General features: G+C 46.8%; 22 protein-coding genes. 5 read left to right on the top strand and 17 right to left on the bottom strand.

Translation table 11 applies throughout. The features are described from left to right. Nucleotides 1–281: 281 nt before the first annotated feature. The 10 genes from mdh to dnaE form a co-directional block, all read right to left on the bottom strand. Entirely contained in the window at nt 282–1,220 is a 939-nt protein-coding gene (gene mdh / locus EXG77_RS04315; protein ID WP_035396551.1) for a malate dehydrogenase, read from the bottom strand. A gap of 22 nt (nt 1,221–1,242) precedes the next feature. Beyond that, nucleotides 1,243–2,517 carry an NADP-dependent isocitrate dehydrogenase gene (gene icd / locus EXG77_RS04310; RefSeq protein ID WP_023469034.1) on the bottom strand — a complete coding sequence of 425 codons (1,275 nt, stop codon included), beginning with the start codon at nt 2,515–2,517 and terminating at the stop codon, nt 1,243–1,245. A gap of 71 nt (nt 2,518–2,588) precedes the next feature. Next, the gene (gene citZ, locus EXG77_RS04305; protein WP_023469035.1) at nt 2,589–3,701 is read right to left on the bottom strand and encodes a citrate synthase; all 1,113 of its coding nucleotides are present in this window, start codon (nt 3,699–3,701) and stop codon (nt 2,589–2,591) included. Nucleotides 3,702–3,919: 218 nt separating this feature from the next. Then, nucleotides 3,920–4,390, bottom strand: coding sequence for a DUF441 domain-containing protein (locus EXG77_RS04300; protein ID WP_035396549.1), 471 nt, complete (start codon nt 4,388–4,390; stop codon nt 3,920–3,922). A gap of 59 nt (nt 4,391–4,449) precedes the next feature. After that, on the bottom strand, nt 4,450–6,198 hold the full coding sequence (gene pyk / locus EXG77_RS04295) for a pyruvate kinase (RefSeq protein WP_023469037.1): 1,749 nt from the start codon (nt 6,196–6,198) through the stop codon (nt 4,450–4,452). Between the two features lie 65 nt (nt 6,199–6,263). Beyond that, the gene (gene pfkA, locus EXG77_RS04290) at nt 6,264–7,232 is read right to left on the bottom strand and encodes a 6-phosphofructokinase (RefSeq protein ID WP_023469038.1); all 969 of its coding nucleotides are present in this window, start codon (nt 7,230–7,232) and stop codon (nt 6,264–6,266) included. A gap of 147 nt (nt 7,233–7,379) precedes the next feature. Then, a complete protein-coding gene (gene accA, locus EXG77_RS04285) occupies nt 7,380–8,315 on the bottom strand; it encodes an acetyl-CoA carboxylase carboxyl transferase subunit alpha (protein ID WP_023469039.1) in 936 nt (311 codons plus the stop codon). Further along, the gene (accD, locus tag EXG77_RS04280) at nt 8,302–9,162 is read right to left on the bottom strand and encodes an acetyl-CoA carboxylase, carboxyltransferase subunit beta (protein WP_023469040.1); all 861 of its coding nucleotides are present in this window, start codon (nt 9,160–9,162) and stop codon (nt 8,302–8,304) included. The genes accA and accD overlap by 14 nt, the downstream gene beginning before the upstream one ends. Before the next feature lie 21 nt (nt 9,163–9,183). Further along, complete coding sequence (locus EXG77_RS04275; RefSeq protein ID WP_023469041.1) at nt 9,184–9,702, bottom strand: FadR/GntR family transcriptional regulator; 519 nt, start codon at nt 9,700–9,702, stop codon at nt 9,184–9,186. A 102-nt stretch (nt 9,703–9,804) separates the two neighbouring features. Further along, nucleotides 9,805–12,966 carry a DNA polymerase III subunit alpha gene (gene dnaE / locus EXG77_RS04270; protein WP_035396548.1) on the bottom strand — a complete coding sequence of 1,054 codons (3,162 nt, stop codon included), beginning with the start codon at nt 12,964–12,966 and terminating at the stop codon, nt 9,805–9,807. A gap of 146 nt (nt 12,967–13,112) precedes the next feature. Between dnaE and EXG77_RS04265 the strand changes: the two genes are divergently transcribed. Then, nucleotides 13,113–13,307 (top strand): hypothetical protein, encoded by a 195-nt coding sequence (locus EXG77_RS04265; protein WP_023469043.1) that lies wholly within the window; start codon nt 13,113–13,115, stop codon nt 13,305–13,307. Between the two features lie 65 nt (nt 13,308–13,372). Here EXG77_RS04265 and EXG77_RS04260 read toward each other — a convergent pair whose 3' ends face one another. Further along, nucleotides 13,373–14,308, bottom strand: a complete 936-nt coding sequence (locus EXG77_RS04260) for a bifunctional oligoribonuclease/PAP phosphatase NrnA (protein ID WP_035396547.1) — start codon at nt 14,306–14,308, stop codon at nt 13,373–13,375. Between the two features lie 63 nt (nt 14,309–14,371). On the opposite strand from EXG77_RS04260, the gene EXG77_RS04255 reads away from it, so the two are divergent. Next, nucleotides 14,372–14,680, top strand: a complete 309-nt coding sequence (locus tag EXG77_RS04255; RefSeq protein ID WP_023469045.1) for a YtpI family protein — start codon at nt 14,372–14,374, stop codon at nt 14,678–14,680. A 51-nt stretch (nt 14,681–14,731) separates the two neighbouring features. Here EXG77_RS04255 and EXG77_RS04250 read toward each other — a convergent pair whose 3' ends face one another. After that, a complete protein-coding gene (locus EXG77_RS04250; RefSeq protein ID WP_023469046.1) occupies nt 14,732–16,042 on the bottom strand; it encodes a DRTGG domain-containing protein in 1,311 nt (436 codons plus the stop codon). Nucleotides 16,043–16,197: 155 nt separating this feature from the next. Between EXG77_RS04250 and EXG77_RS04245 the strand changes: the two genes are divergently transcribed. Next, complete coding sequence (locus tag EXG77_RS04245; RefSeq protein WP_035396546.1) at nt 16,198–17,301, top strand: Xaa-Pro peptidase family protein; 1,104 nt, start codon at nt 16,198–16,200, stop codon at nt 17,299–17,301. Between the two features lie 255 nt (nt 17,302–17,556). Here EXG77_RS04245 and EXG77_RS04240 read toward each other — a convergent pair whose 3' ends face one another. Further along, nucleotides 17,557–18,282 carry an SDR family oxidoreductase gene (locus tag EXG77_RS04240; RefSeq protein WP_035396540.1) on the bottom strand — a complete coding sequence of 242 codons (726 nt, stop codon included), beginning with the start codon at nt 18,280–18,282 and terminating at the stop codon, nt 17,557–17,559. Nucleotides 18,283–18,436: 154 nt separating this feature from the next. Between EXG77_RS04240 and EXG77_RS04235 the strand changes: the two genes are divergently transcribed. Beyond that, nucleotides 18,437–18,874, top strand: a complete 438-nt coding sequence (locus EXG77_RS04235) for a universal stress protein (protein ID WP_029342342.1) — start codon at nt 18,437–18,439, stop codon at nt 18,872–18,874. A 108-nt stretch (nt 18,875–18,982) separates the two neighbouring features. Here EXG77_RS04235 and EXG77_RS04230 read toward each other — a convergent pair whose 3' ends face one another. The 4 genes from EXG77_RS04230 to tpx form a co-directional block, all read right to left on the bottom strand. Beyond that, a complete protein-coding gene (locus tag EXG77_RS04230) occupies nt 18,983–19,588 on the bottom strand; it encodes a 3D domain-containing protein (protein ID WP_023469050.1) in 606 nt (201 codons plus the stop codon). Nucleotides 19,589–19,892: 304 nt separating this feature from the next. Next, nucleotides 19,893–21,104: an acetate kinase gene (locus tag EXG77_RS04225; RefSeq protein WP_023469051.1), complete on the bottom strand. Its 1,212-nt coding sequence runs from the start codon at nt 21,102–21,104 to the stop codon at nt 19,893–19,895. A 120-nt stretch (nt 21,105–21,224) separates the two neighbouring features. Beyond that, nucleotides 21,225–22,133: a class I SAM-dependent methyltransferase gene (locus EXG77_RS04220; protein ID WP_023469052.1), complete on the bottom strand. Its 909-nt coding sequence runs from the start codon at nt 22,131–22,133 to the stop codon at nt 21,225–21,227. 100 nt (nt 22,134–22,233) lie between these two features. After that, nucleotides 22,234–22,725: a thiol peroxidase gene (tpx, locus tag EXG77_RS04215; RefSeq protein WP_035396538.1), complete on the bottom strand. Its 492-nt coding sequence runs from the start codon at nt 22,723–22,725 to the stop codon at nt 22,234–22,236. 172 nt (nt 22,726–22,897) lie between these two features. Between tpx and EXG77_RS04210 the strand changes: the two genes are divergently transcribed. Continuing rightward, nucleotides 22,898–23,713 (top strand): NAD kinase, encoded by an 816-nt coding sequence (locus EXG77_RS04210; protein WP_023469054.1) that lies wholly within the window; start codon nt 22,898–22,900, stop codon nt 23,711–23,713. Nucleotides 23,714–23,730 lie beyond the last annotated feature (17 nt).

Raw genomic sequence — 23,730 nt, 5'->3', positions numbered from 1 at the left:
TGCACCGTTTGTCGTCAATCCTGGTCTGCTCGAACAATCTATCGTTTAATGTGGTCTGCTCACGGACTGCCCTGTCCGCATTGTCAAAACTCACAACACCTCCATATGGAACATCAAGGTCACTTCCTTCGAATCGGATATTTGATTCCGTGGCTGACATTTCTTCTTATACTGGTCTGCCCTTGGTATGCCAAGTTATCGCACTATGCTTCTCCTCATCGATTATGACGAGATGAAAAAAGACGAACTTGTCGAAAGTGACAAGTTCGTCTTTTTTTGAATCAAGATTTTAATAAGTCGAGTACAGAACGGACTGTAGAGGCAGAGCGATTCAAAGCCTCTTGCTCCTCAGTCGTCAGTTCGAGTTCATAGACATGCTCGACACCGTTTCCGCCAAGAATGACCGGTACACCGAAATACATATCGTCATATCCATATTCGCCTTCGAGATAAGCAATGGCAGGTAGAATACGTCGCTGGTCCTTCAAGATCGCCTCGACCATCTCAGCAATTGCTGCTGCCGGTGCGTAGTAAGCGGAACCGTTTCCGAGTAATTGAACGATTTCACCGCCGCCTTTACGCGTTCGGTCAACGATCGCATCTAACCGTTCCTTGGATATCAGTTTCTCGATTGGAATGCCTCCCGCCTGCGAATAACGCATTAGCGGCACCATGTCATCCCCGTGTCCTCCGAGTACGAATCCCGATACATCCTTTACAGAAACGTTCAGTTCCTCTGCTAAGAATGTCCGGAAGCGTGCCGTGTCGAGGACACCGGATTGACCGATGACACGCTCTTTCGGAAAACCAGATGCCTGATAGACCGTATACGTCATCGCATCGACGGGATTCGTCAAAACGATGATGATTGATTCCGGTGCATGCGCGACGATTTCCTTCGTCACAGCTGTCATGACGGTGGCATTCGTACTTACAAGGTCTTCGCGGCTCATGCCTGGCTTTCGGGCGATACCGGCAGTGATGACGACGATATCCGCACCGTTGATGTCCGCATAGTTCGATGTCCCTTTTACCGAAGCATCAAATCCGAGGATCGGCGCTGCCTCTTGCATATCAAGCGCCTTTCCTTTCGTCGGATTCTCTTGCTCGGGTCGGTCGACGAGGACGACATCTCCTAGCTCTCGCTGAGCAAGATAGAGTGCCGTCGTCGCTCCCGTAAAGCCACTTCCTATGACTGCGATCTTCTTCCGTCTGTTCATCGACTCATTCCTCCTGATCGGATTACATGTTTTTGATGAGTTCGTCCGCGAATTCAGAACACTTCACTTCAGTCGCACCATCCATGAGACGTGCGAAGTCGTATGTGACGACTTTCGATTCGATCGATGTTTCCATCGATTTGATGATGAGATCTGCCGCTTCGTTCCAGCCGAGGTGACGGAACATCATTTCGCCTGACAAGATGACAGACGATGGGTTGACTTTATCAAGTCCAGCGTATTTCGGTGCTGTACCGTGAGTTGCTTCAAAGATCGCATGACCTGTCATGTAGTTGATGTTTGCTCCAGGTGCGATTCCGATACCACCGACTTGTGCAGCAAGTGCATCCGAGATGTAGTCACCGTTCAAGTTCATTGTCGCAACGACATCGAACTCTTTTGGACGAGTCAAGATTTGTTGTAAGAAGATATCAGCGATTGAGTCTTTCACGATCAACTTACCAGCAGCTTCTGCGTCTGCTTGTGCCTTGTTCGCAGCATCTGTTCCTTTTTCTTCCTTGATGCGATCGTACTGGTTCCAAGTGAAGACGTGCTCTGCGTATTCACGCTCAGCAAGCTCGTAGCCCCAGTTTTTGAAAGCACCCTCAGTGAACTTCATGATGTTTCCTTTATGAACGAGCGTCAATGAAGCACGTTTGTTCTCGAGTGCATATTCGATTGCTGCACGAACAAGGCGTTCTGTTCCCTCTTTTGAAATCGGTTTGATTCCAAGACCAGATGTCTCAGGGAAGCGGATTTTATTGACACCCATTTCGTTTTGAAGGAACTCAAGCAGTTTTGCAGCGCCTTCGCTGCCTTCTGCGTATTCGATTCCTGCGTAGATGTCTTCAGTATTTTCACGGAAGATGACCATGTCTGTATCTTCTGGGCGTTTAACCGGTGAAGGAACACCTGTGAAGTAACGAACTGGACGAAGACATGTGTACAAATCAAGCTCTTGACGTAGAGCAACGTTCAACGAACGGATTCCGCCGCCGACTGGTGTCGTAAGTGGTCCTTTGATTGCGATGATGTGCTCGCGAATGAGGTCAAGTGTCTCTTCCGGTAACCAGTTGCCTGTTTTGTTGAATGCTTTTTCACCAGCGTAGACTTCTTTCCATTCGATTTTCTTTTCACCGTTGTATGCTTTTTCAACTGCTGCATCAAACACACGTACCGCTGCGTTCCAGATGTCAGGTCCTGTTCCGTCACCAATGATGAACGGAATGATTGGAGCGTTTGGAACTTGAAGTGTACCGTTAGTTACTGTGATGTTTTCGCCTTGAAGTGTAGCCATGTCTAAAAATCCCCCTTAAGTAATTGTAATCTACATCAAAAATCAGGAGAGGATTGCTCCTCCCCGTCCTTTTAACGTTCTTGGATGGACACGTATGTCCGGTGCGTTTCACCCGTGTAGTCTGCACGCGGGCGAATCAGACGGTTATCGCTATACTGCTCTAAAATGTGCGCCAACCAACCTGACATCCGACTTACTGCAAAGATTGGAGTGAATAGTTCTGTATCAAGTCCAAGTGCATGGTACGTAGAAGCGGAATAGAAATCAACATTTGGTTTCAATCCTTTTTCCGATTGGACGATTTCGTCGATCTTAACTGACATCTCATACCATTTCGGCTCCCCGATTTGAGCAGTCAGCTGACGACTCATTTCTTGAAGGTGCTTCGCACGTGGATCGCCGTCCTTGTAGACACGGTGACCGAAGCCCATGATTTTTTGCTTGTTCTCAAGTTTATTATGAACATACTCGTCAACCTTTTCAACCGAATCAATTTCTAACAACATCTTCATGACGGCTTCGTTCGCGCCACCGTGAAGTGGTCCTTTTAATGCGCCCATCGCTGCCGTCACACCTGAGTAGACGTCAGAGAGCGTCGCGACACACACGCGTGCTGTGAACGTCGAAGCGTTCAACTCGTGGTCAGCGTGAAGAACGAGCGCTTGGTTGAAAGCTTTTTCTGCAACTTCCGTTGGCTCTTCACCCGTCAACATGAACAAGAAGTTTCCTGCGTATGAAAGACCCGTTTTAGGTGCGATCGGCTCTTGTCCTTTTTTAATACGGGCGTAAGCTGTGACGAGTGTTGCGATTTGTGCCTGTAATTTGATGGCTTTAGCGTAATTCGCCTCAGTCGACATATCTTCCGATGTCTCATCGTAAAGCGCGAGTTGAGAGAGCGCTGTTCGAATCGTCGCCATCGCATTCGCCGACTTCGGTGCTGCCTTCATTGTTTCAAGAACGGCAGTCGCAACCGTTGCTTCGGAAATGAGTGCTTCCGATAGTTGCTTCAATTCCTCTTCTTTTGGTAGACGGTCGTTCCACAACAAGAAGACGACTTCCTCAAATGAGGCGTGCTCCGCCAAATCATCAATCGTATAACCGCCATACGTCAATTGACCATCGATGATCGAACTGATTTTCGATGAAGTCGCGACGATTCCTTCTAAACCTTTAGTTTGCGTCATGACAATAATCCCCCTTTTTTTCCCCAGAAATTTAAAACGCTTTCATTTCCGTATTGAAAAAAAGACGTCCACTCAAGAGTCGTTCCCCATGCTTGTAGCGCTGTACTCTTGAATAGACCATCTTGTTTCTGTTCTTAGTATAAACAAAAATACCCAAAAAGTGAATGAACTTGCATACTATTATCAAAAAATTAATTCAGTTACTTTGCTGATTCGGCTCATCCTGTGAACGCTTTTGCGATGACATCCCACATTCCAATGACGAGCGCCGCGATTCCAGCACCAATCAATGGTCCAACCGGTACACCTCTAAAGAGTCCGACTGCAAGAATCGTTCCAGCTAGCAAGGCTGTCGTCACGAGTGGATCTTCTTTCATCAGTCCAACACCGTGTGCTGCGACGATTGCAACAAAGATTCCTGATAAAAATGAGATGATGCCGATGTGTCCCCGAATACTTTGGAGCAACTCCTTAAATCCGATATCCCCTGCTGCAATCGGTACGAGGATCGCTACCGTGATCAATGTGACGCCCCACGTGATCCCTTTTGCCTGTAAGGAAGGAAACAGTCTACCATCCAGCCCGATCGCCTTGATGATCAGCAGGAAGGCTGCAGCGATGATTAATGATTTATTTTGTGCGATGACCCCAATGAAGACGAGGGCAATCAAAAAAAGATAAGCTTCCATACGTCCTCCTCATACAAAAAAAGACGGACATGACCTAAGTCACGTCCGTCATGAATGGATTATGCGTTATATAGTTTACCTGTCAATGGATCGATTGAGATCATTTGACCGTCTTTGAAGACTGTCAATGCATCTTCGACACCAACGATGACTGGTTTACCGAGTGATGGTCCAACGATTCCAGCATGGCTTGTCAATCCGCCATCAACTGTGATCATCGCTGCAGCCATCTCGATTGCAGGCATCATGTCACGATCAGTTGAGTTCGTAACGAGGATCATGCCTGGCTTCGCTTTCGCGTTTGCTTCTTCAGCATTGTTTGCGATGACGACTTCGCCAACGACTCCACGCTCACCGATACCGCGACCGTTTGCGATCTCTTTACCGACGATGTGGATTTTCAACATGTTCGTTGTACCAGCAGTCAAAGCAGGAATACCTGCTGAGATGACGACGAGATCACCATCTGTGACGAAACCAGCGTCTTTTGCTGTGTCCGCAGCAAGTGTCAACATGTCATCCGTGTTGTCTGAAAGATGATCAACGACGATTGGGTACACGCCCCATACGATGTTTAACTGACGTGCGACACGTGCGCTTGGTGTAACCGCGACGATGTTTGGCTCCGGACGGTATTTCGAGATACGTGCAGCCGTGTAACCCGATTGTGTCGGTGTCAAGATTGCTTTTGCGTCCAAGTTGATTGCAGTGTGCGTAACCGCTTGAGCGATTGCATCCGTTACTGTGTGCTCACTACGTGTCTGACGATCTTTCAACAAGAGCTTGTAGTCGAGCATTTTTTCTGTACGTTTTGCGATCGAGTGCATCATTTGGACAGATTCGATTGGGTAGTCCCCTGCTGCTGTCTCACCTGAAAGCATGATTGCATCCGTACCATCAAGAATCGCGTTCGCGACGTCTGATGCTTCAGCACGTGTTGGACGTGGGAAACGTTGCATCGAGTCAAGCATTTGTGTTGCTGTAATGACTGGTTTACCGAAGTCGTTACAAAGCTTGATCAAGTCTTTTTGAGTTGGCGTGACTTCTTCCGTTGGAATCTCGATACCGAGGTCACCACGCGCTACCATCAAACCGTCCGAAATCGCAAGGATTTCTTCGATGTTATCGACACCTTCTTGGTTCTCGATTTTCGGGAAGATTTTGATATGGCTCGCGTTGTTTTTCTCAAGCAATTGACGAATCGCAACGACGTCTGACGCACGGCGTACGAAAGATGCCGCGATCAAATCGATATCGCTCTTGATACCGAACTCGATATCCGCAATATCTTTTTCTGTCAAAGCAGGAAGGTTAACCTTCACGTTTGGCAAGTTAACGCCTTTTTTCGTCTTGATGACGCCTTCGTTTTCGATGGAACAACGAAGCTCACGGTTCGGAAGTTTTTCAGTGACACGAAGACCGATGAGACCGTCATCAAGCATGATCATCGAACCAACTTCGACGTCATCATAGAGTCCTTCATACGTGACTGAGAATTTATCTTTCGTTCCGACGATTTCGTTTGCGTCTCCGCTGACGATGATGACTTCTTGACCACGTTCGAGAAGCGCTTTTCCTTCTTCAAACGAATGTGTCCGGATTTCTGGTCCTTTCGTATCAAGAAGAATAGTAACGATTTTGTTTGCTTCTTTCGCTGCACGACGGATATCCGTGATACGTGCACCGTGTTCTTCATAATCGCCGTGTGAGAAGTTCAAACGAGCGACGTTCATACCTGCTTCAATCATTTCTGGAAGACGTTTTTCTGACGCCGGTCCAATCGTACATACAATTTTAGTTCTACGCATATTCCATAAACCTCCTACGGTGTTTGGCCAAGTTCTCTTGTCCATTTCAATCCTATCGACGTTCGTTAAATCGAAAGCTGTTTTGAAAGCTCAAGAATATCAAGATCCAGCTCATGTTTATTTTCGTCGAGTGCCTCATCGATATCGAGATCGATCATCTTACCACCACGTACACCTACGACACGTCCTTGTTTTCCTTGAAGTAGGATTTCGATGGCATGCGCCCCCATCCGACTTGCAAGTACACGGTCCGCTGCCGTTGGTGCTCCACCACGTTGAACGTGACCAAGTACCGTGACGCGTGTATCGAGACCTGTTTCTTTTGCGATAGCGTCTCCCACGTCCTGAGCACGACCTGCTCCTTCAGCGACGATGACGATTGAGTGCTTCTTACCGCGGTCGACACCACTTTGAATACGGGAAAGCACTTCTTTTAAATCTTCAGGACGCTCGGGAACAAGAATCGATTCTGCTCCACCAGCAAGTCCTGCATATAATGCGATATCACCCGCATCGCGTCCCATGACTTCAATGACATACGTTCGCTCATGCGACGATGCCGTATCACGGATTTTATCGATCGCTTCAAGCGCCGTGTTGAGCGCTGTATCAAAACCGATCGTATAGTCCGTTCCAGGGATGTCGTTATCGATCGTACCTGGAAGTCCAATTGTCGGGAAACCAAGTCCCGTCAATTTTTGGGCACCACGATACGACCCGTCTCCGCCTACGACGACGAGTGCATCAATTTCAAATTTCTTTAGATTGACGACCGCTTTTGCTCGTCCTTCTTCTGTACGGAACTCAGGGCAACGTGCTGAACGTAGGAACGTTCCGCCTCGTTGAATGATGTCACCGACTGATCCAAGGTTCAACTGGACGATGTCCCCGTTGATTAATCCTTGGTAGCCATTGTAGACACCGAATACTTCTAAGCCATGAAAAATCGCTTTACGCGTGACAGCACGCACCGCAGCGTTCATACCGGGTGCATCGCCGCCACTCGTTAAGACAGCAATCCGTTTTAAACTCACGTTAATCACCTCTCCATTAATCTGAATCTAAAATAGCACGTTGTTTTCTTGTTTTACAACAGGGCAGATTGCATAAACTTTCACTAGCTTTTTCATCATCGATTCCGGAAATGAGGAATATCAATCATGATAGCGATTACATGGTGCTTATGTGCCAATTTGGTGATATTTTTCGGTCCGCTGATCAATGAGCTCTTCCTTGGTCAGATGAACCAATGATTCAAGCTTCTGTACCAATACAGTTTTTAATTTATCCGCCTGTAATGACACATCGAGATGCGCCCCTCCGACGACTTCTGGAATGATGGCATCCGCAATCCCGAGTCGTAATAAATCAGGCGCTGTGATTTTCATCGATTCTGCCGCTTTCTCCGCAAGACTTGCATCTTTCCATAACAATGCTGCAGCACCTTCAGGAGAGATGACCGAATACGTTGAATTCTCGAGCATCAAGAGTTGATCACACACTCCGATTCCTAAAGCACCACCTGATCCACCTTCACCGATGACGATTGAGATGATTGGAACCGTCATGCCAGCCATCTCAAACAAGTTTTTCGCGATGGCCTCACTCTGACCACGTTCTTCTGCTGCACGTCCTGGGTAAGCCCCTTTCGTGTCGATAAACGTAATGATTGGTCGATTGAATTTCTCCGCTTGTTGCATGAGACGTAGTGCTTTTCGGTACCCCTCCGGATGTGGCATTCCGAAATTACGACGAATGTTTTCTTTTGTATCTTTTCCGCGTTGATGACCGATGATCGTCACCGGACGACCATTCAGTGTTCCGATTCCACCGACGATTGCCGCATCATCATATCCATGACGATCGCCGTGCAACTCGATGAAGTCTTCACAAATGGATTCAATGTAATCGAGTGTCGTTGGACGTTCTGGATGACGTGCCAATTGAACGCGATTCCACGCTTTCATATTCCCGTAAATATCGAGTTCTAACCGATGAAGGCGTTCTTCAAGAAGTTGGAGTTCTTCCTTGAAGTCTAGTCCTTGTGTTTCCGCCATATCATGGAGCTCAAGAATTTTTTCGCGTAACGCGATGACTGGTTGGTCAAATGGTTGCATGGTTCGTTCCCTCCGCATGTAGCTTTAAGATTCGCGTATAGTACGTTTTCAGATCATGTCGTGATACGACATCGTCCAGTTGACCTGCTTGTAATAAGAATTCTGCTGTTTGGAAATCTTCCGGTAGTTTTTCACGTATCGTCTGTTCGATGATCCGTCGACCTGCAAACCCGATCAACGCCCCCGGTTCAGCGATGTTAAAGTCACCGAGCATCGCAAAACTTGCTGATACCCCGCCGGTCGTCGGATGCGTCATACAAGAAATATAAAGTAATCCAGCATCTGAATGCTGTTTTAAGAAGAGACTCGATTTCGCCATCTGCATGAGACTAACCATTCCCTCTTGCATCCGTGCTCCACCTGAAGCGGAGAAAATCGTGACAGGTAGACGATGTTTTGTTGCGTAACGAACCGCTTCAGAAATCGCAGCACCGACTGCTGCACCCATCGAGCCCATGCGGAATCGTGCATCCATGACACAAGCGACGAGTGGGTGACCATTCACATTCCCGACGCCACAGACGATCGCTTCCTCAAGACCCGTTCTGACTTGGTCGCCCTTTAATTTTTCCGGGTAATCCTGGAATCCAAGCGGATCCGCTTGAACTGCCGGTAAGTCGAAATACGTCACCGAACCTTCATCGAATAATTGCGTAAAACGTTCTTGCGCGGTCAACGGGTGATGATACCCACATGAACAGACACGTAAGTTCGCCTCCAGTTGTTTCGTATATTGGATTAATTTACATTTCGGACATTTCGTCATTAGGCCAACTGGCACATCGACACGCTGCTCCTTCGAAGTCAGCGTGACGAACTTTTTAGGTTTTCGAAAAAATGCTTGCACGTTCAGTTCCCCCTTGTCATCCTATGGGCGGTTCAAGAGTTGTTCCCGTTCCGCCTGCGTATAGAGTTCCCCTTGACCGAAGCTTTTATGGAAGGCATTGACTTGTCGCCAGATTCGTTCAAACAAATCGTTATCGACCGTCTGAATCAACGTCTCACGAAACGCTGCATCGGATGATACGACTGGTGCAAGCACCGAAAGGTCATCCAGCTGCGTGAGCGCTGCTTGCTCAAGCAAGCGGAGCGTTCCTGCCAAGTCTTCGAACTTCGAATCGCCAGTCACTAAGAATTGAGCAATGATTTGAATATAGGTATGATCGTCACGGTTCAATAGAAAGCTTCCGCCTCCATGTCGTGTCTCGACGATCCCTAAATAAGCGAGCGTCCGTAATGCTTCTCGCACGGACGGTCGACTGATGGATAGTCGTTCTGCCAGTTCCCGTTCTGATGGAATACGGTCTCCTGGAACTAATCCATCTTGTTCGATCATCAATTTAATCGCCGCGATATTGGCTTCAAACGCATTTCGTTTCTTCTCCATATCGATACGGCACCACCTTTCTGACCCTTCAGTCGGTTGCTTCAATCGGTGGCATTGGTCAGACCAATTACCCCTTATTATAACAAATCTTATTACCTAGTACTAGTTTGAGCGGGGGACATTTTTCAGGACGACATGATCCTCGCCAAACCGAATACGTAGCCGAGCTAGTAATTCCTCATCATGCTGCACTGCATAGAGCGGCGGTAACGATTTCGTCTCGCGTGAATCCGCGTAGCGAACGACGACTGGAATATCGCCTGGTACTGCTTCAAGCAACTGTTCGAGTGCAGCTAGCTCATTTTTTGATGTTAACTTGACGAATAGCACATCTTGCCCAAGCGGACGCAGACGTTCCAAAATGAACTGACGCTCCCCTTCGCGATCCTGCACCTTTAGTTCAATCAGCAAGACGTTCCCTAAATAAAGTGATCGACGGAATCGTTCATATTGATTCGGGAAGACGACGACCTCTTCATTCGAATATCCGTCGACTGCCTGAATGACCGCCATCGCTTGACCGCGTTTCGTCTTGAATTCTCGAATCTGATCAATATAACAGACTAAATAATGTGTTTCCGAACCAACGCCAAGGTCATGGAAATAAGCAGATTCAACCGGAGCTTTCATTGCTGTCGTCAACGGCGAATACGTCAACCAGAACCCAAGCGCTTCCCGTTCTAATCGTGCCCAATCGGAATCACTTCGTTTCGAGGACTTCTGTGTCCGGCGTTTCCCGAGAATTGCCAACTCGTCTGGAAGTAATGTATTCGACGACTCAGTGAAATATTCGAGTACTTCTTGTTCAGCGAGTCCGCGATCGCCGTGTGTCGCTCGATCTAGCGCACCACTGTAGAGTAACAATTCGATTTTTGCGCGCTCCTTCTTACCCCATCCGACGTGGGTCAATAGATCAGCAATCGTCGCCGTGTGCTTTGATGCTTCCTTTACACGTTCGAACTCTCGCTCGGAAATACCTTTAATCACATGTATTCCGAGTCGAATCCCTTTGCCTTCTAACGAAGAACGGTAATCGGAAATCCAGACGTCCGGCGATAGGACAGGAAGACGTCGTTCGCGCATCAATCGGACGAGACGCTCCGGTTGTTCGACCGAGACGAGTAAGAAAATGTGTGGGAAATGCGCTTTGATATATCCGAGGGCGTAACTAATCTTTGAATAGGCGACCGCATGGCTTCGGTTGAATCCATACCCAGCAAATCGCTCAATTTGTTCATAGAGTGAATGTGCAATCGCATCATCGAATCCATTCGATTTTGCTCCTTCGAGAAAACGAACCCGTTCCTGTTCGAGTGAATCCGTACTTTTCTTAGAAATCGCACGTCGTAATAAATCTGCTTGTGCGAGTGTAAATCCAGCCACTCGACGAGTGATTTCCATGACTTGTTCCTGATAGACGATGATGCCATACGTTGGTGCAAGTACGTCTTCTAATACGGGATGTAACATCTGATAAGGTTGACCAGCTTTTCGTTTCGCGTACAGATCAATGAATTTCATTGGTCCCGGACGATAGAGTGACATCGTTGCTACCAAATCCTCGAACCGATTCGGTTTGACTTCGCGCAACGTCTGTTTCATACCTGTCGACTCGAATTGGAAAATATCATCCGTCTCGGCGCGGGCAAAGACTTGGAATGTCGCGCGGTCTTCTTCCGGAATTTGCGTGAGCGTAAAGGATGGCTGTTCTCGTCGAATCAATTCTTCCATCCGACGCAAACGACTGAGATTTCGTAATCCTAACAAGTCAATTTTCAACAATCCTTGACGTTCCAATGCCTGCATCAAAAACTGCGTCACATAGCGTTCATTTGGTCCCGTTTCAACGGGTGTCGTCTCGACGAGCTGTTCAGATCCAATGACGACGCCAGCCGCGTGAACCGAACGTTGTCGCGGGAGACCCTCGACCGCTTGCGCTAGTTGCAACAGTTGCCGGCGCTTTTCGCTTCCAGAGAACCAGCGATATGTCTGTTTGTTTTGTTCGATTCCTTGTAACGTCGTGGATTTTCCGAGCTGTTTGACCGCAGCATCTAATTCATCCTTCGAAAACTCTAGCGTCCGTCCGACGTCTCGCAAAGCGGCTTTGGCACCGAGCGTCGACAATGTACCGATTTGAGCGACGTGATCTTTTCCATAACGCATCACGAGATCCTCTAATACTTCTTCGCGTCGTTCATCTTCGATATCGATATCGATATCCGGCATCGAAATCCGCTCGGGGTTCAAGAAACGTTCGAATAGTAATCCATACTTCAATGGATCCACCGTCGTGATCCCAAGCGCATAGCTGACAAGTGATCCGGCTGCTGAGCCTCGACCAGGTCCAACGAAGATGCCTTTCGCTTTTGCACTACGTACGAGTTCTTCAACGATTAAAAAATAATCGGCAAATCCTGTCTTATGGATGACTGATAGTTCATAAGCGAGACGTTCCCGCGCTTCATTACTTTCATGACCATGTGCCAGTAACCCTTCCTCAGCACGTTTCCGTAATAACGCATTCGAGTCTTCCGCGACACGCGGCAGTGGACGTTGTTGAAACGGTAATTCCAAGCGTTCAGATGTCGTAGCAAACTGCTCCGCCATCGTAATTTCTCGCTCGGTAAAGTCTTCGAGTAACTCTTCCCGGGTCTTTAAATGCATCAGACGATCTGTCTTTTGGTCTTGGAACGTCGTCGCTTCACCAATCGCACGTATCGCTTGATACGCTGACGCTTCATCTCGACGGATGTAACGAACAGGATCGACTGGGACGGTCTCAACACCAAGCGCTGCTGCGACTTCGCGGTAACGCGCACGACTCTCTCGTTCGACCGTTGAGCGACTAGAGGTCACACCCATATATGTACGCGTTCCTGGAACATGTCCCATCCATTGAACGAAGGAACGACGTAGACGCGTCGCATCTTCAGAGGCTTGACGCAGTGGCACGAGCACCGCGATCAGTGATGAAACTTCAGTCTCCCCTTGTTGACTGGCTAGTCGATACAGTTGACGCAGTCCATCAGAAGAAAAAGCAAACCATAAGATACAAAATTCTTCTTCTTCGATTCGCTGCTCCCATCCGACGATCGGTTGCATATTTCGACGCTGACATGCATCGATGAATGCGGGAACTCCTGTCAATGTCGTTTCACAGATGACCGCTCGTCCGATGTGTCGACGGACTAGTTCATCGAGATAGGGCTCGATTCGAACTAAACTCTGCAATGGACTAAACTGCGTTCGAACATTTATATGCATCTTCCATTCTCCTTTCTCTTCTGATGGATGTTTTTAAAAGTTTTCAGAACCTTCATATCTAACTGACTCAAGTACTCGCCATCTGATTTATTATTCGATACAATAAGTATAGAAATATCATGACGGGTACGGAAGGAGCGTTTCTCATGATTTTGAATCGCAGTCAAATCGCACGTGAAAAAGTCGAACAATTAAAGCTCGGTGTTACCGCTTTTACTGAAACGGAAGAAATCGCTGAGAAGATTCGCAAATCTGTCGCTGAACTTCAACTGAATGTCATTGAAGATCACACAGATCGTGGCGTTTGGTTCATTCCGCAAGACGAAACAAAAACGCAATAAGCGTAAAAAGGCTGTTCGCTTCGCTTCCTCAATGAGAGGAGTGAGACCGAGCAGCCTTTTTCCATTTAAAACTGGAAGTTAGCAGCGACCTCGTCCAGACGACGGATGACACGTTCGACTTCACTCAACTGTCCAATCGTTGCACCAGACGCCATCGGATGTCCACCACCATTGAATTCTTTTGCTACTTCATTGATGACGGGACCCTTCGAACGAATCCGGACGCGAACCTCCGTATCCGTCTCAAGGAACAATGCCCAACACTTCATGCCTTTTAAACCGGCAAAACTATTGACGAGCAACGATGCTTGCTCAACCGTCGCACCAAACTGCTTCAACGTATCTTGTGTCAATACGACATAACCGACACCTTGATCCGTCAATTGAATATGTTGCAGGACGTATCCTTGTAAATGAAGCGCCGCAAGTTCTGTTTCGTACATATTGCGATACAACCAGTCCGTATCGATTCCTGCATCAATCAATTGCGCTGCGACTTCAAATGTTCGTTTCGTCGTGCCACGGAATTGGAAACGTCCCGTATCACCAACGATCCCAGCGTAGAATTGAATGGCAGCTGATGTTGGAATCTCGTATCCCCATTCGTTCAATAAATGAACGAGCAGTTCCGATGTCGAACTCATCGTCGTATCGACGAGTTGTACTGGTGCGTATGGATCTTCATCCGGATGATGGTCGATTTTAATGACGTCTTTTCCTGTCATTGCGACCTTCCCGTCAATCCGCGCTTGATTCGCTGTATCCAGAATCACGACTAACGCCTCTTTGTATAATTCATCGTCTACTTGATCGAGCTCTCCCATGAATGACAATGATGTCGCCATTTCTCCGGCCGTTAATACCGTTTTGCTAGGGAATTGATGTTGTAACGTCAATTGCAAACCGAATTGACTACCGAGTGCATCGGGATCTGGACGTTCATGACGATGAATGATGATCGTATCTGCCGCTTCAATCATTTGTTTGATTTGCTCTTTCACTGTGCACAGCTCCTCTAATCTTGATATGATATGAGATGAAGACAAAAAGGAGGTCCTTTTAACATGCAATTCATCCTCATCGCCCTCATCGTTTTCTCGCTTGGTGGGTATTTGTTAGCAAAACGCCGCGCGTTCCATACGAAAAGCACGAACCGAAAATACTTGTTCAATACGCAAGCGAGCATTTGGTTGAGCTTGTTCGTTATCCTATTTGCCGTCAACCAGTTCGTTTCTGGAAACGGATTAACGACACTCGTCGGGAAAATCGTTTGTTCCATTTTAATCATCGTCGGTGTTGCTTCATTCATCGCCGGATTCATCCGTTACAAAAAGATTTATCCGTATGTCGTCCGCGAGATGGAGCAATCCTGAGCTAGATTCAGAGGAACCGAAGTCCATTGACTTCGGTTCTTTTTGGTTCATTTAACGATCGATGAGTTGGGATGTCACGAGTGCCTTCGCAACGATTTGTGTGCCTTGATACATCTCGACATCGACTTTCCCGAATTTTCGACCGACGTCAAAGACATTCGCCCGGATCGTTACCGTGCTCTCGATTTGAACAGGTTTAATGAAATAGATGCTGACGTTTTCGATGACAAGGTCACCTTTCTTCATGTGACGCAACATTCGCGTCGCCCCTTCGACTAGAAGTGTCGTCAACACCCCACTCGAAGCAGTCCCCATGAAGTTCGTCATTTGTGGTGAGACCTCAAGCGATAAGTACGGTCCCCGTTCGTCCTCTGCCGCCTTGATTTGCCCCGTGATTAGATCGTCGAACGTCTCTCCGACTTGTGGCTGACGATTCGCGAGTTGCAGTGCCTTGAGGACGTCTTGACGGCTAATGATCCCGAGCAATCGACCGTACTGGTCGATGACCGGTAACATCTCGATTCCTTCCCAGACCATCTGATGCGCAGAATTCGTGACACTCGTTCGAATACCGACCGTGATCGGATGACGGGTCATGACTTTTTCAACAGCCCAGTCATGTGGACGGTCAATGATGTCCTTCGCTGTCACGACACCGACGACCTTCATTTGTTCATCGATGACGGGATAACGATTGTGTTTCGTCTGTTCGTTCAACTCGTGCCAACGTGAAATCGGGTCCGTCGTCTGCAAATAGAACGTATCATGCAACGGAATTAAAATATCCGAAACGAGTAAAATCTCTTTTTTGATCAATCGATCATAAATCGCTCGGTTGATCATCGTCGCGACCGTGAACGTATCGTAGGACGTCGAAATGATCGGCAACTCCATCTCATCTGCCAGTCGTTTTGCATCCTCCGTCGTATCGAAGCCACCGGTAATCAATACAGCAGCTCCAGCTTCAAGCACGAGTTCATGTGCTTTTTCGCGGTTTCCGATGATGACGAGACTATCGACATCGATATAGCGCATCATCGCTTCGAGCTTCATTGCGCCAATGACGAATTTCGTCAACGTCTTGTGTAATCCATTTCGACCACCGAGTACCTGACCATCAACGATATTCACGACTTCCGCGAATGTCAGCTTCTCGATATTTTCTTTTTGTTTCTTTTTAATCCGAATCGTTCCGACTCGCTCAATCGTCGAAACGAACCCTAAATTTTCTGCTTCCTTGATGGCGCGATAAGCCGTCCCCTCGGATACGGTCAAATCCTTCGCGATTTGTCGGACGGAAATCTTTGTTCCGACATCAAGATCTTCGATATGTCGAATGATCTGTTCGTGTTTCGTAGGCATACTGTATCCCTTCTTTTCCTTTTTTCTACTCTCCTGTCATTATACTGTACTACTCTAAAGATGAAAACGTGTACTAGTCTGATTTACGATAAATGTTTTTCGAACCGGACGATGATATACTTATGTAGAAAATGAGTAGAGAGGTGGAATCATATATGAGCGAACGTACGAATCAAATCAGTGAATTCCTGAAAGAACAAGGAATCGACTTAGCCATCGTCACTTCGAAGGCAAATGTGTTTTACTTCTCAGGAGTCTACGCTGAACCCCACGAACGTGTCATGGCGGTCCTCGTCGATGTAACCGGCAAACATGTATTATTCTGTCCGGCACTCGAAGCAAGTATCGTTGCAGCGAGTCCTTGGGAAGGAGACGTCGTGACCTATGAGGATCACGAAAACCCATTTGATCGATTAGCAGAATTATTCGCGACATTCGAGCACTTGAATAACCGAATCGGTATCGAAGGAGAACACATGACGTTTAGTCGCTATCAGGAACTAAGCTCACGTCTCGAGAACGCAGCCATTCTTGATATCGGTGAGTCTTTACAAGCGCTTCGTCTGAAGAAAACACCGGAAGAAATCGCTATTCTTCAAGAAGCAGCCACACTTGCGGATGAAGCAATCGAAATCGGTAAACAAGCAATCCGCCCAGGGATCACGGAAATCGAAGTCATTGCAGAAATCGAATATGAAATGAAGAAAAAAGGTGTCCGTGAGATGTCATTTGATACGCTTGTCCTATTTGGTGCAAACAGTGCTGATCCGCACGGTGTACCCGGCGACCGTGTCATCCAAGAAGGCGACTTCGTCTTATTCGACCTCGGCGTCGTTTGGAAAGGCTACTGTTCCGATATTACACGGACCTTCATTTATGGCGAAGCGAACGAAGAACAGAAAAAGATCTATGAAACGGTTCGCCAAGCACTTGAAGCCGCGACAGAAGCGAGTCAGATCGGCACGACACTCGGTGCGTTAGATAAGGCAGCCCGTGACGTTATTACAAACGCTGGCTACGGACAGTACTTCACGCACCGTGTCGGTCACGGACTCGGAATCGAGGTTCATGAATTCCCGTCCCTCGCGTCAAACAACCTACTGACGGCTGAAGCTGGTATCGTCTACACACTCGAACCAGGCATTTATGTTCCAGGTGTCGGTGGCGTCCGTATCGAGGATGATATTCATCTCACTGCGGAAGGTCCAGTTGCGTTAACTCGCACACCAAAACATCTTCAATCCATTCCATCATCTTAACTCAAGAAAAATGGAGCTGACTCAACAGTCAGTCTCTATAAAGATAAGGGTGGCAGAATGATAATCTGCCACCCTTATCTCGTGGATGACGCGTCACACGCCACTCCTACAGGAAAAGCGCATTTATGCGCTGTCAGAGACGAACAAGACCCGCTTTCCTGCTTAAATGAAGCAGGAAAACTGGCTTGTGTCTCGCCTGAGGAAAGGGCGTGAAAAGACGCGTCATTCTTTTTTTTGAGTCAACCTCATTTTCTCTTACTTACGGGATTGATGGACGACATTGACGCCACCTGTCACATCGAGGATTGCTCCCGTGATCATACTTGATTCTTCTGCCAACAAGAAAGAGATTGCGCGAGCGATATCTTCTCCGACACCCGTTCTTCCGACCGGCGTCGCCTCATCTTGCTCCGCTTCAGAAATCAACTTCGTCTTATTGTCGCCGACGATGTTTCCTGGGTTGACCATGTTGACCGTAATGCCGTGTTCCGCTTCTTCAAGCGCTACACTCTTCGTCAAACTTACCATCCCGCTTTTAGCAGCAGCGAACGCTGCCCGGCATACCCAGCCTGGCGCTGTTGCACTTTCCGGGAAACCGTACGTAATGATTCGACCGTAGGCTTGTTTACGCATGACAGGCAATACTTGACGCAACAGCCAAAAACTAGCTGTCAGATTTCCGGTGATCACTTCATTCCATTCCTGATCCGTGTAATCTACTAACGCTTTTCGTTCGAATATATAAGGTCCTGCATTAAGTATCAACGCATCAATCCGACCTTGCTCGTTGATTGCTTGTTGGGTTGCGCGTTCCAATTCTTCTTGATTCGTCACATCCGCTTGAATCGTCATGAGATTCGGATGTGTAAATTCGGGTTCGGAACGATGAAACGCTGTCACTCTCCAACCTTCTTCCAGTAACTGGCGCGTCACTCGTTCTCCCAGTCCTTTTGTACCTGCTGTAATTAACGCGTGCCTCATCTTGGCATCGCCCCCTTTCACTGACTCCATCTTACGACGGAACAGAAAGGAAGGACAATTTTTAGAACTCACTGAATGTTTCATCCGCTCCCAGTAAGAGAATGGTATAATTAGGTTGTACTCATCATATCGATTACGAAGGGATGGATTCATCATGGCAATCGTCTATCATAATGTACTCGTAGCAGTAGATGGCTCAAAAGAGGCAGAACGTGCCTTTGAGACGGCAATCGATGTTTCATTGCGGAATGATGCAAAATTGATCATCGCACACGTCATTGATACACGGACATTCGCAACAGTAGAAGCCTATGACCGCACTATCACGGAACGTGCCGAATCTTACGCGAAGGAATTGCTAGACGAATACGTCAAGACTGCTCAAGATCGCGGTGTACAGGAAGTCGAAGTAGCGATTGAATACGGCTCACCGAAAGTAACGATCGCCAAAAAGCTTGCCCCTAATCATGATGCTGATTTAATCATTTGTGGCGCAACTGGTTTAAACGCTGTTGAACGTTTCTTCATCGGTAGTGTCTCTGAAAGTATTACGCGTTACGCAAAATGTGACGTCTTGATCGTCCGTTTATGAATCACTCTTCGTCAAAAAGCCTCTCTTCCTTCATTTACAAAGGAAGAGAGGCTTTTTGACGATCTGCTTAAATAAAAAACCATCGAACCAATGTCCGATGGTTTGCAATCATTTGTATTTTACTGTGACCGAACGACGACCCCAGTTGAATGCTTCTGAACGAGAGTAGTAAAGGATATCCATCTTTTTCCCTTTAATGGCACCGCCAGTATCAGCAGCTGTATACGTCCCTTTTAATTTCCCTTTGTAATACACTTTCACTGTCGAACGAAGTGGAATGACACGTGGATCAACCGCTACGACTTTCTTTTTCGAGCTTTTGATGTTCCAACCGATTGCTGTCAGATTACCACTACCTGGATCATATGGTGTATAAGCTGTTGCACTAACGTTCGTGATTGTTTTCCAACCACCTGTCGATTGTTTTTTCGATCCACTCGATTTTACGAGTTTCGAGTATTTCGCGCTAAGATAAGCCGTTTTACCTTTGTAGCTTACTTTGTACCAGTTCCCTGTTTTTGCTTTGTACGATAACGTTTGGTTCTTATATAGAAGACCGAGTTTTTTCGACGAAGTAGTTGCTTTTTGACGAATGACTAGGCTATCGACTGTTGACTTGACGCTTTTCTTAGTTGCAGCCTCTGCTTGAAGACCTGCGAACGAACTGAGTGCTAACACGACCGTTAAAACACTTGCGAGCATCCGTTTCATCATGTATTTTCTCCTCCATCATTGTTTCGTGTTTGTTAACTGAGATTAATATACATGACAAAATGAGAGCGTGCCGTTACATATAGACCACAAAAATATGTCTGTACTATTACTTTTATGTTACAAAGGACTCATTTTTTTAAGAAATCGCCCTTTTTCAGGTTTATTTTTACAAAGATGACGATTCATTTTTCGTTATATGACAAACACCGTAACAATAGATCGTACGTTCGTATATTTTCATTCTTAGATTTCATCAAAAAAAGGACTGAATCGTCGGAATAACGACTCAGTCCTTTTGACACAATTATGCGTTTTGAGCAACCAATCCACCAACACGAACCGTGTCGCGTGCAATCATCAATTCCTCATTCGTTGGAATGATGATGACTTTAACTGGTGAGTGTGGGTAGTTAATGAAGAGTTCTTCTCCACGAGCACCATTGTTGAGTGATGGATCCCAGTAGACGCCCATGAATTCGAGACCACGTAAGACACGCTCACGGATTGAATCTGAGTTTTCTCCGACACCGGCTGTGAAGATGATCGCATCGACACCATTCATCTCAGCAGCGTATTGCCCGATGTAACCGTGGATACGGTTCGCAAAGATACGGAGTGCCATCTCTGAACGATGGTTTCCTTCTTTAGCAGCTGTCTGGACATCACGCAAGTCACTTGAAAGACCTGAAAGACCGTAGATTCCAGACTCTTTGTTCATGACGTTCAAGACGTCTTCTGCTGTTTTCCCTGTTTTCTCCATCAAGAATGGAATCAACGCTGGGTCAAGTGAACCAGAACGTGTTCCCATCGTAATCCCTTCAAGCGGTGTGAAGCCCATCGTCGTATCGATTGATTCGCCACCCGAAACTGCTGCGATCGATGCTCCGCTACCTAGGTGACACGAGATCAAACGGAGGTCTTTTAACGGACGACCGAGTAATTCAGATGCACGTTCCGTAACGTATTTGTGGCTCGTACCGTGGAAACCATATTTACGGATACCGTATTCTGTATAGTAATCATACGGCAAGCTGTAAAGGAAGTTTTCTTCTGGCATCGTTTGGTGGAACGCTGTATCGAAGACTGCCACTTGTGGCACTTCCGGAAGCAATGCTTGGAATGCCCGGATTCCGATCAAGTTTGGTGGAATGTGAAGTGGTCCGAGTTCTGTGTACGACTCGATATCGTGCATGACTTCATCTGTAATCAATACAGAGTCTGCATATTTTTCTTTACCATGAAGCACACGGTGTCCAACACCTTTAATCTCATCGTAAGACGAGATGATTCCGAACTCCATCAATTTTTCGAGTGACAACTCGACTGCTTCTTTATGTGTTGCAAGTGGGAGGACATCTGTATACTTTTGTCCTTCACCATATTTGATCGTAAAGATTGCATCGTCTTTACCGACGCGTTCAACGAGTCCGACTGCGATCATCGTTTCGTTCGGCATTTCGAGCAATTGGAACTTCAAAGACGAACTACCTGCGTTTACCGCCATAATTTTTGCCATGATTTTTCCCCTTTTCCATTTGAATCCAATGAACATTCACATCTGTTTAGGTTTTCTTCTATTTCTGTTCTACAACTAGAATAGTCAAATTAACGACAGATTTCAATCACTTTGCGTAATTCATTTTAATTCTGTGTTAATCCATTCATCAATCTGTTTCACCATACCACCAAACGCGCGAGCATCTGTGAACGATGGCAACTCAGCAAGCAATGCTTGTTTTGGCATCTTCATACCGGCTAAATGATTACGGACGATCAAATAACTTTTTGCTGCCTGTTCTTGTTTGAACATCGTGAGCGGTAACTGCAAAATACCGATGACATGCGCTTTTGATTCGAAGTACTGTTTCAACTTCCCTTCCGTATCATGTTGAAACAGTCCGTTCGGAATGACGAAGACACCGAATCCGCCTGGTTTGACGTATTGCATCGCTTGTTCAATCAACAAGAAATGACTGTAGCTCATGCCTTCGTCTCGTTTCAAAATGTATGAAGCGGCTGCTTCCTCATCTGGATAATAGCCAACAGGAAGATCGGCCATCGCAAGATCGACCGGATCTAGCAATAATGGTCGCAATGCATCTTGATGCGTATACGTGACAGGATAGTCGAGTAATTCCGTTACCGCTGCCGATAAACGAATCAATGTCTCATCTACCTCGACCGCCTCAGCAGATGTACCTGTCGAAAGCTGACTTAAGACAGCATGTAACATGCCACCTGTCCCACTCCCCAACTCAAGTAGTCGGATGTCCTCCTTACCTACCAATTTCCCGATTAGATAACCAGCAAACAAAGCGACGCTATCTGGCGTCGGCAAATGATTCGGTTGCGCTTGTTTCATACCTTCTAGAATAGCAAGCGATACTGCCTTCCGAATGACCTCTTTGTCTACATTTTCAGTATGACGATCGTTCAATCGATCAATCACCGTCGTCAACGCTTCTAAATAGGGCATATCCAGATCACGTTCGATTTGTTTTGTTTGACGTGTTAATTCCTTATATAACTTTTCTAACGGCTCCATGTACGTCATCCTCTCCAAAACGAAACGGCCCCCCGTAGAGCGGGAGCCGTTTCTATCATTAGTTCCATTGTAACGCTTCAGCGGCGTTTGTAAACCATTCTTACTTCGCTTCACGTGCTGCAGCGAGTGCTGCTTCGAAATTGACTTCGTCTGTTGATTCTTCAAGATATTCAACGTACGTAATCTCGTTGTTTGAATCAAGAACGAAAACAGAACGGGCAAGCAGGCGTAATTCTTCGATGGCTACGCCATACTGTGTACCGAATGAAAGATCACGGTGATCAGACAACGTCACGACTTGATCGAGACCGCTTGATGCGCACCAGCGACGTTGTGCGAATGGAAGGTCGTTTGAGACCGTCATGACCGTCACACCTTCGATTGTTGCTGCTTCTTCATTGAATTTACGTGTCTGCGCATCACAAACGCCTGTATCGATTGATGGGACGACGCTGATGATCCGGACACCTTGATATGTATCACGTGTTACCGGTGATAAGTCGTTAGCTAACACTTGAAAGTCAGGTGCTGTTTGTCCGACTTGAACCGCCGTACCTTGAAGTGTGATTGGATTTCCTTTAAACGTTGCCATTATGAATTCCCCTTTTCCCCTGATTGGATATACTGTATTTTCTATTTAACTATAGGAATGATCCGCGAAGATGGCAAGCGTTCTGCCATAATTGATGGACTTCAGTACCCGTCTTTCCAAAAAACAGGTATAATGAAAGAGTTCATGAAACGCTTTCAAGGGGGAATTGACCATGGCTCGAAATAATGTCTACCTGTACTACCGAAATACACAAAGACACGAGACGCAGGTGCGAAAGTTGATTGATGTCGGTACACGATACGGACTGAACGTTGTCCAAGATCACCGACAAGCAAACATCATCGTCTCGATTGGTGGAGATGGGGCTTTCTTGCAAGCGGCACGCTTCACAGGTTTCCGTGATGATGCGATCTATGTTGGATTCGCTGAAGGACCAAACTCGTTCTACTGTGATTTTGATATCAATGATCTTTCTGCGGTCGAAGCGATCTTTAAAGAGACAGGCAACCGTGTCTCGGATGGTGAAATCGAAGTACGTCGTTATCCACTGCTCGAAGCATCCATCAACGGTGGACCACCGATGCTCTGTCTGAACGAATGTTCCGTGAAGTCGAGCATCATCAAATCACTCGCAATCGAAGTCTATATCGACGACTTCCTGTTTGAGACATTCCGCGGGGATGGGATGGTCATCTCAACACCGACGGGCTCTACGGCTTATAATAAGTCACTCTCTGGTGCGATCGTCGATCCATTGATTCACTGTCTTCAAGTCAGCGAAATTGCTTCCGTCAACAACAACCGGTACCGGACACTCGGTTCTGCTTTCCTACTGAACCGTGGACGGAAACTTTCGTTACGCATCATTGAAGACGGGAACGACTATCCGATCATCGGGATGGATAACGAAGCACTCAGTCTCACACGAACAGATTCAGTCGATATCCAACTTTCTGAAAAAGAACTGAAAACCGTCAAATTGACGAACAATACATTTTGGCATAAGATTCAACGCTCGTTCTTATGACAATAAAAAAATCTGCC

Origin of the sequence: Exiguobacterium sp. OS-77 (assembly GCF_000414195.2) — a bacterium.
Lineage (GTDB): Bacteria > Bacillota > Bacilli > Exiguobacteriales > Exiguobacteriaceae > Exiguobacterium_A > Exiguobacterium_A indicum.
Note: the sequence above shows the minus strand (reverse complement) of the source record. Positions and strands in the feature narration are given on the sequence as shown.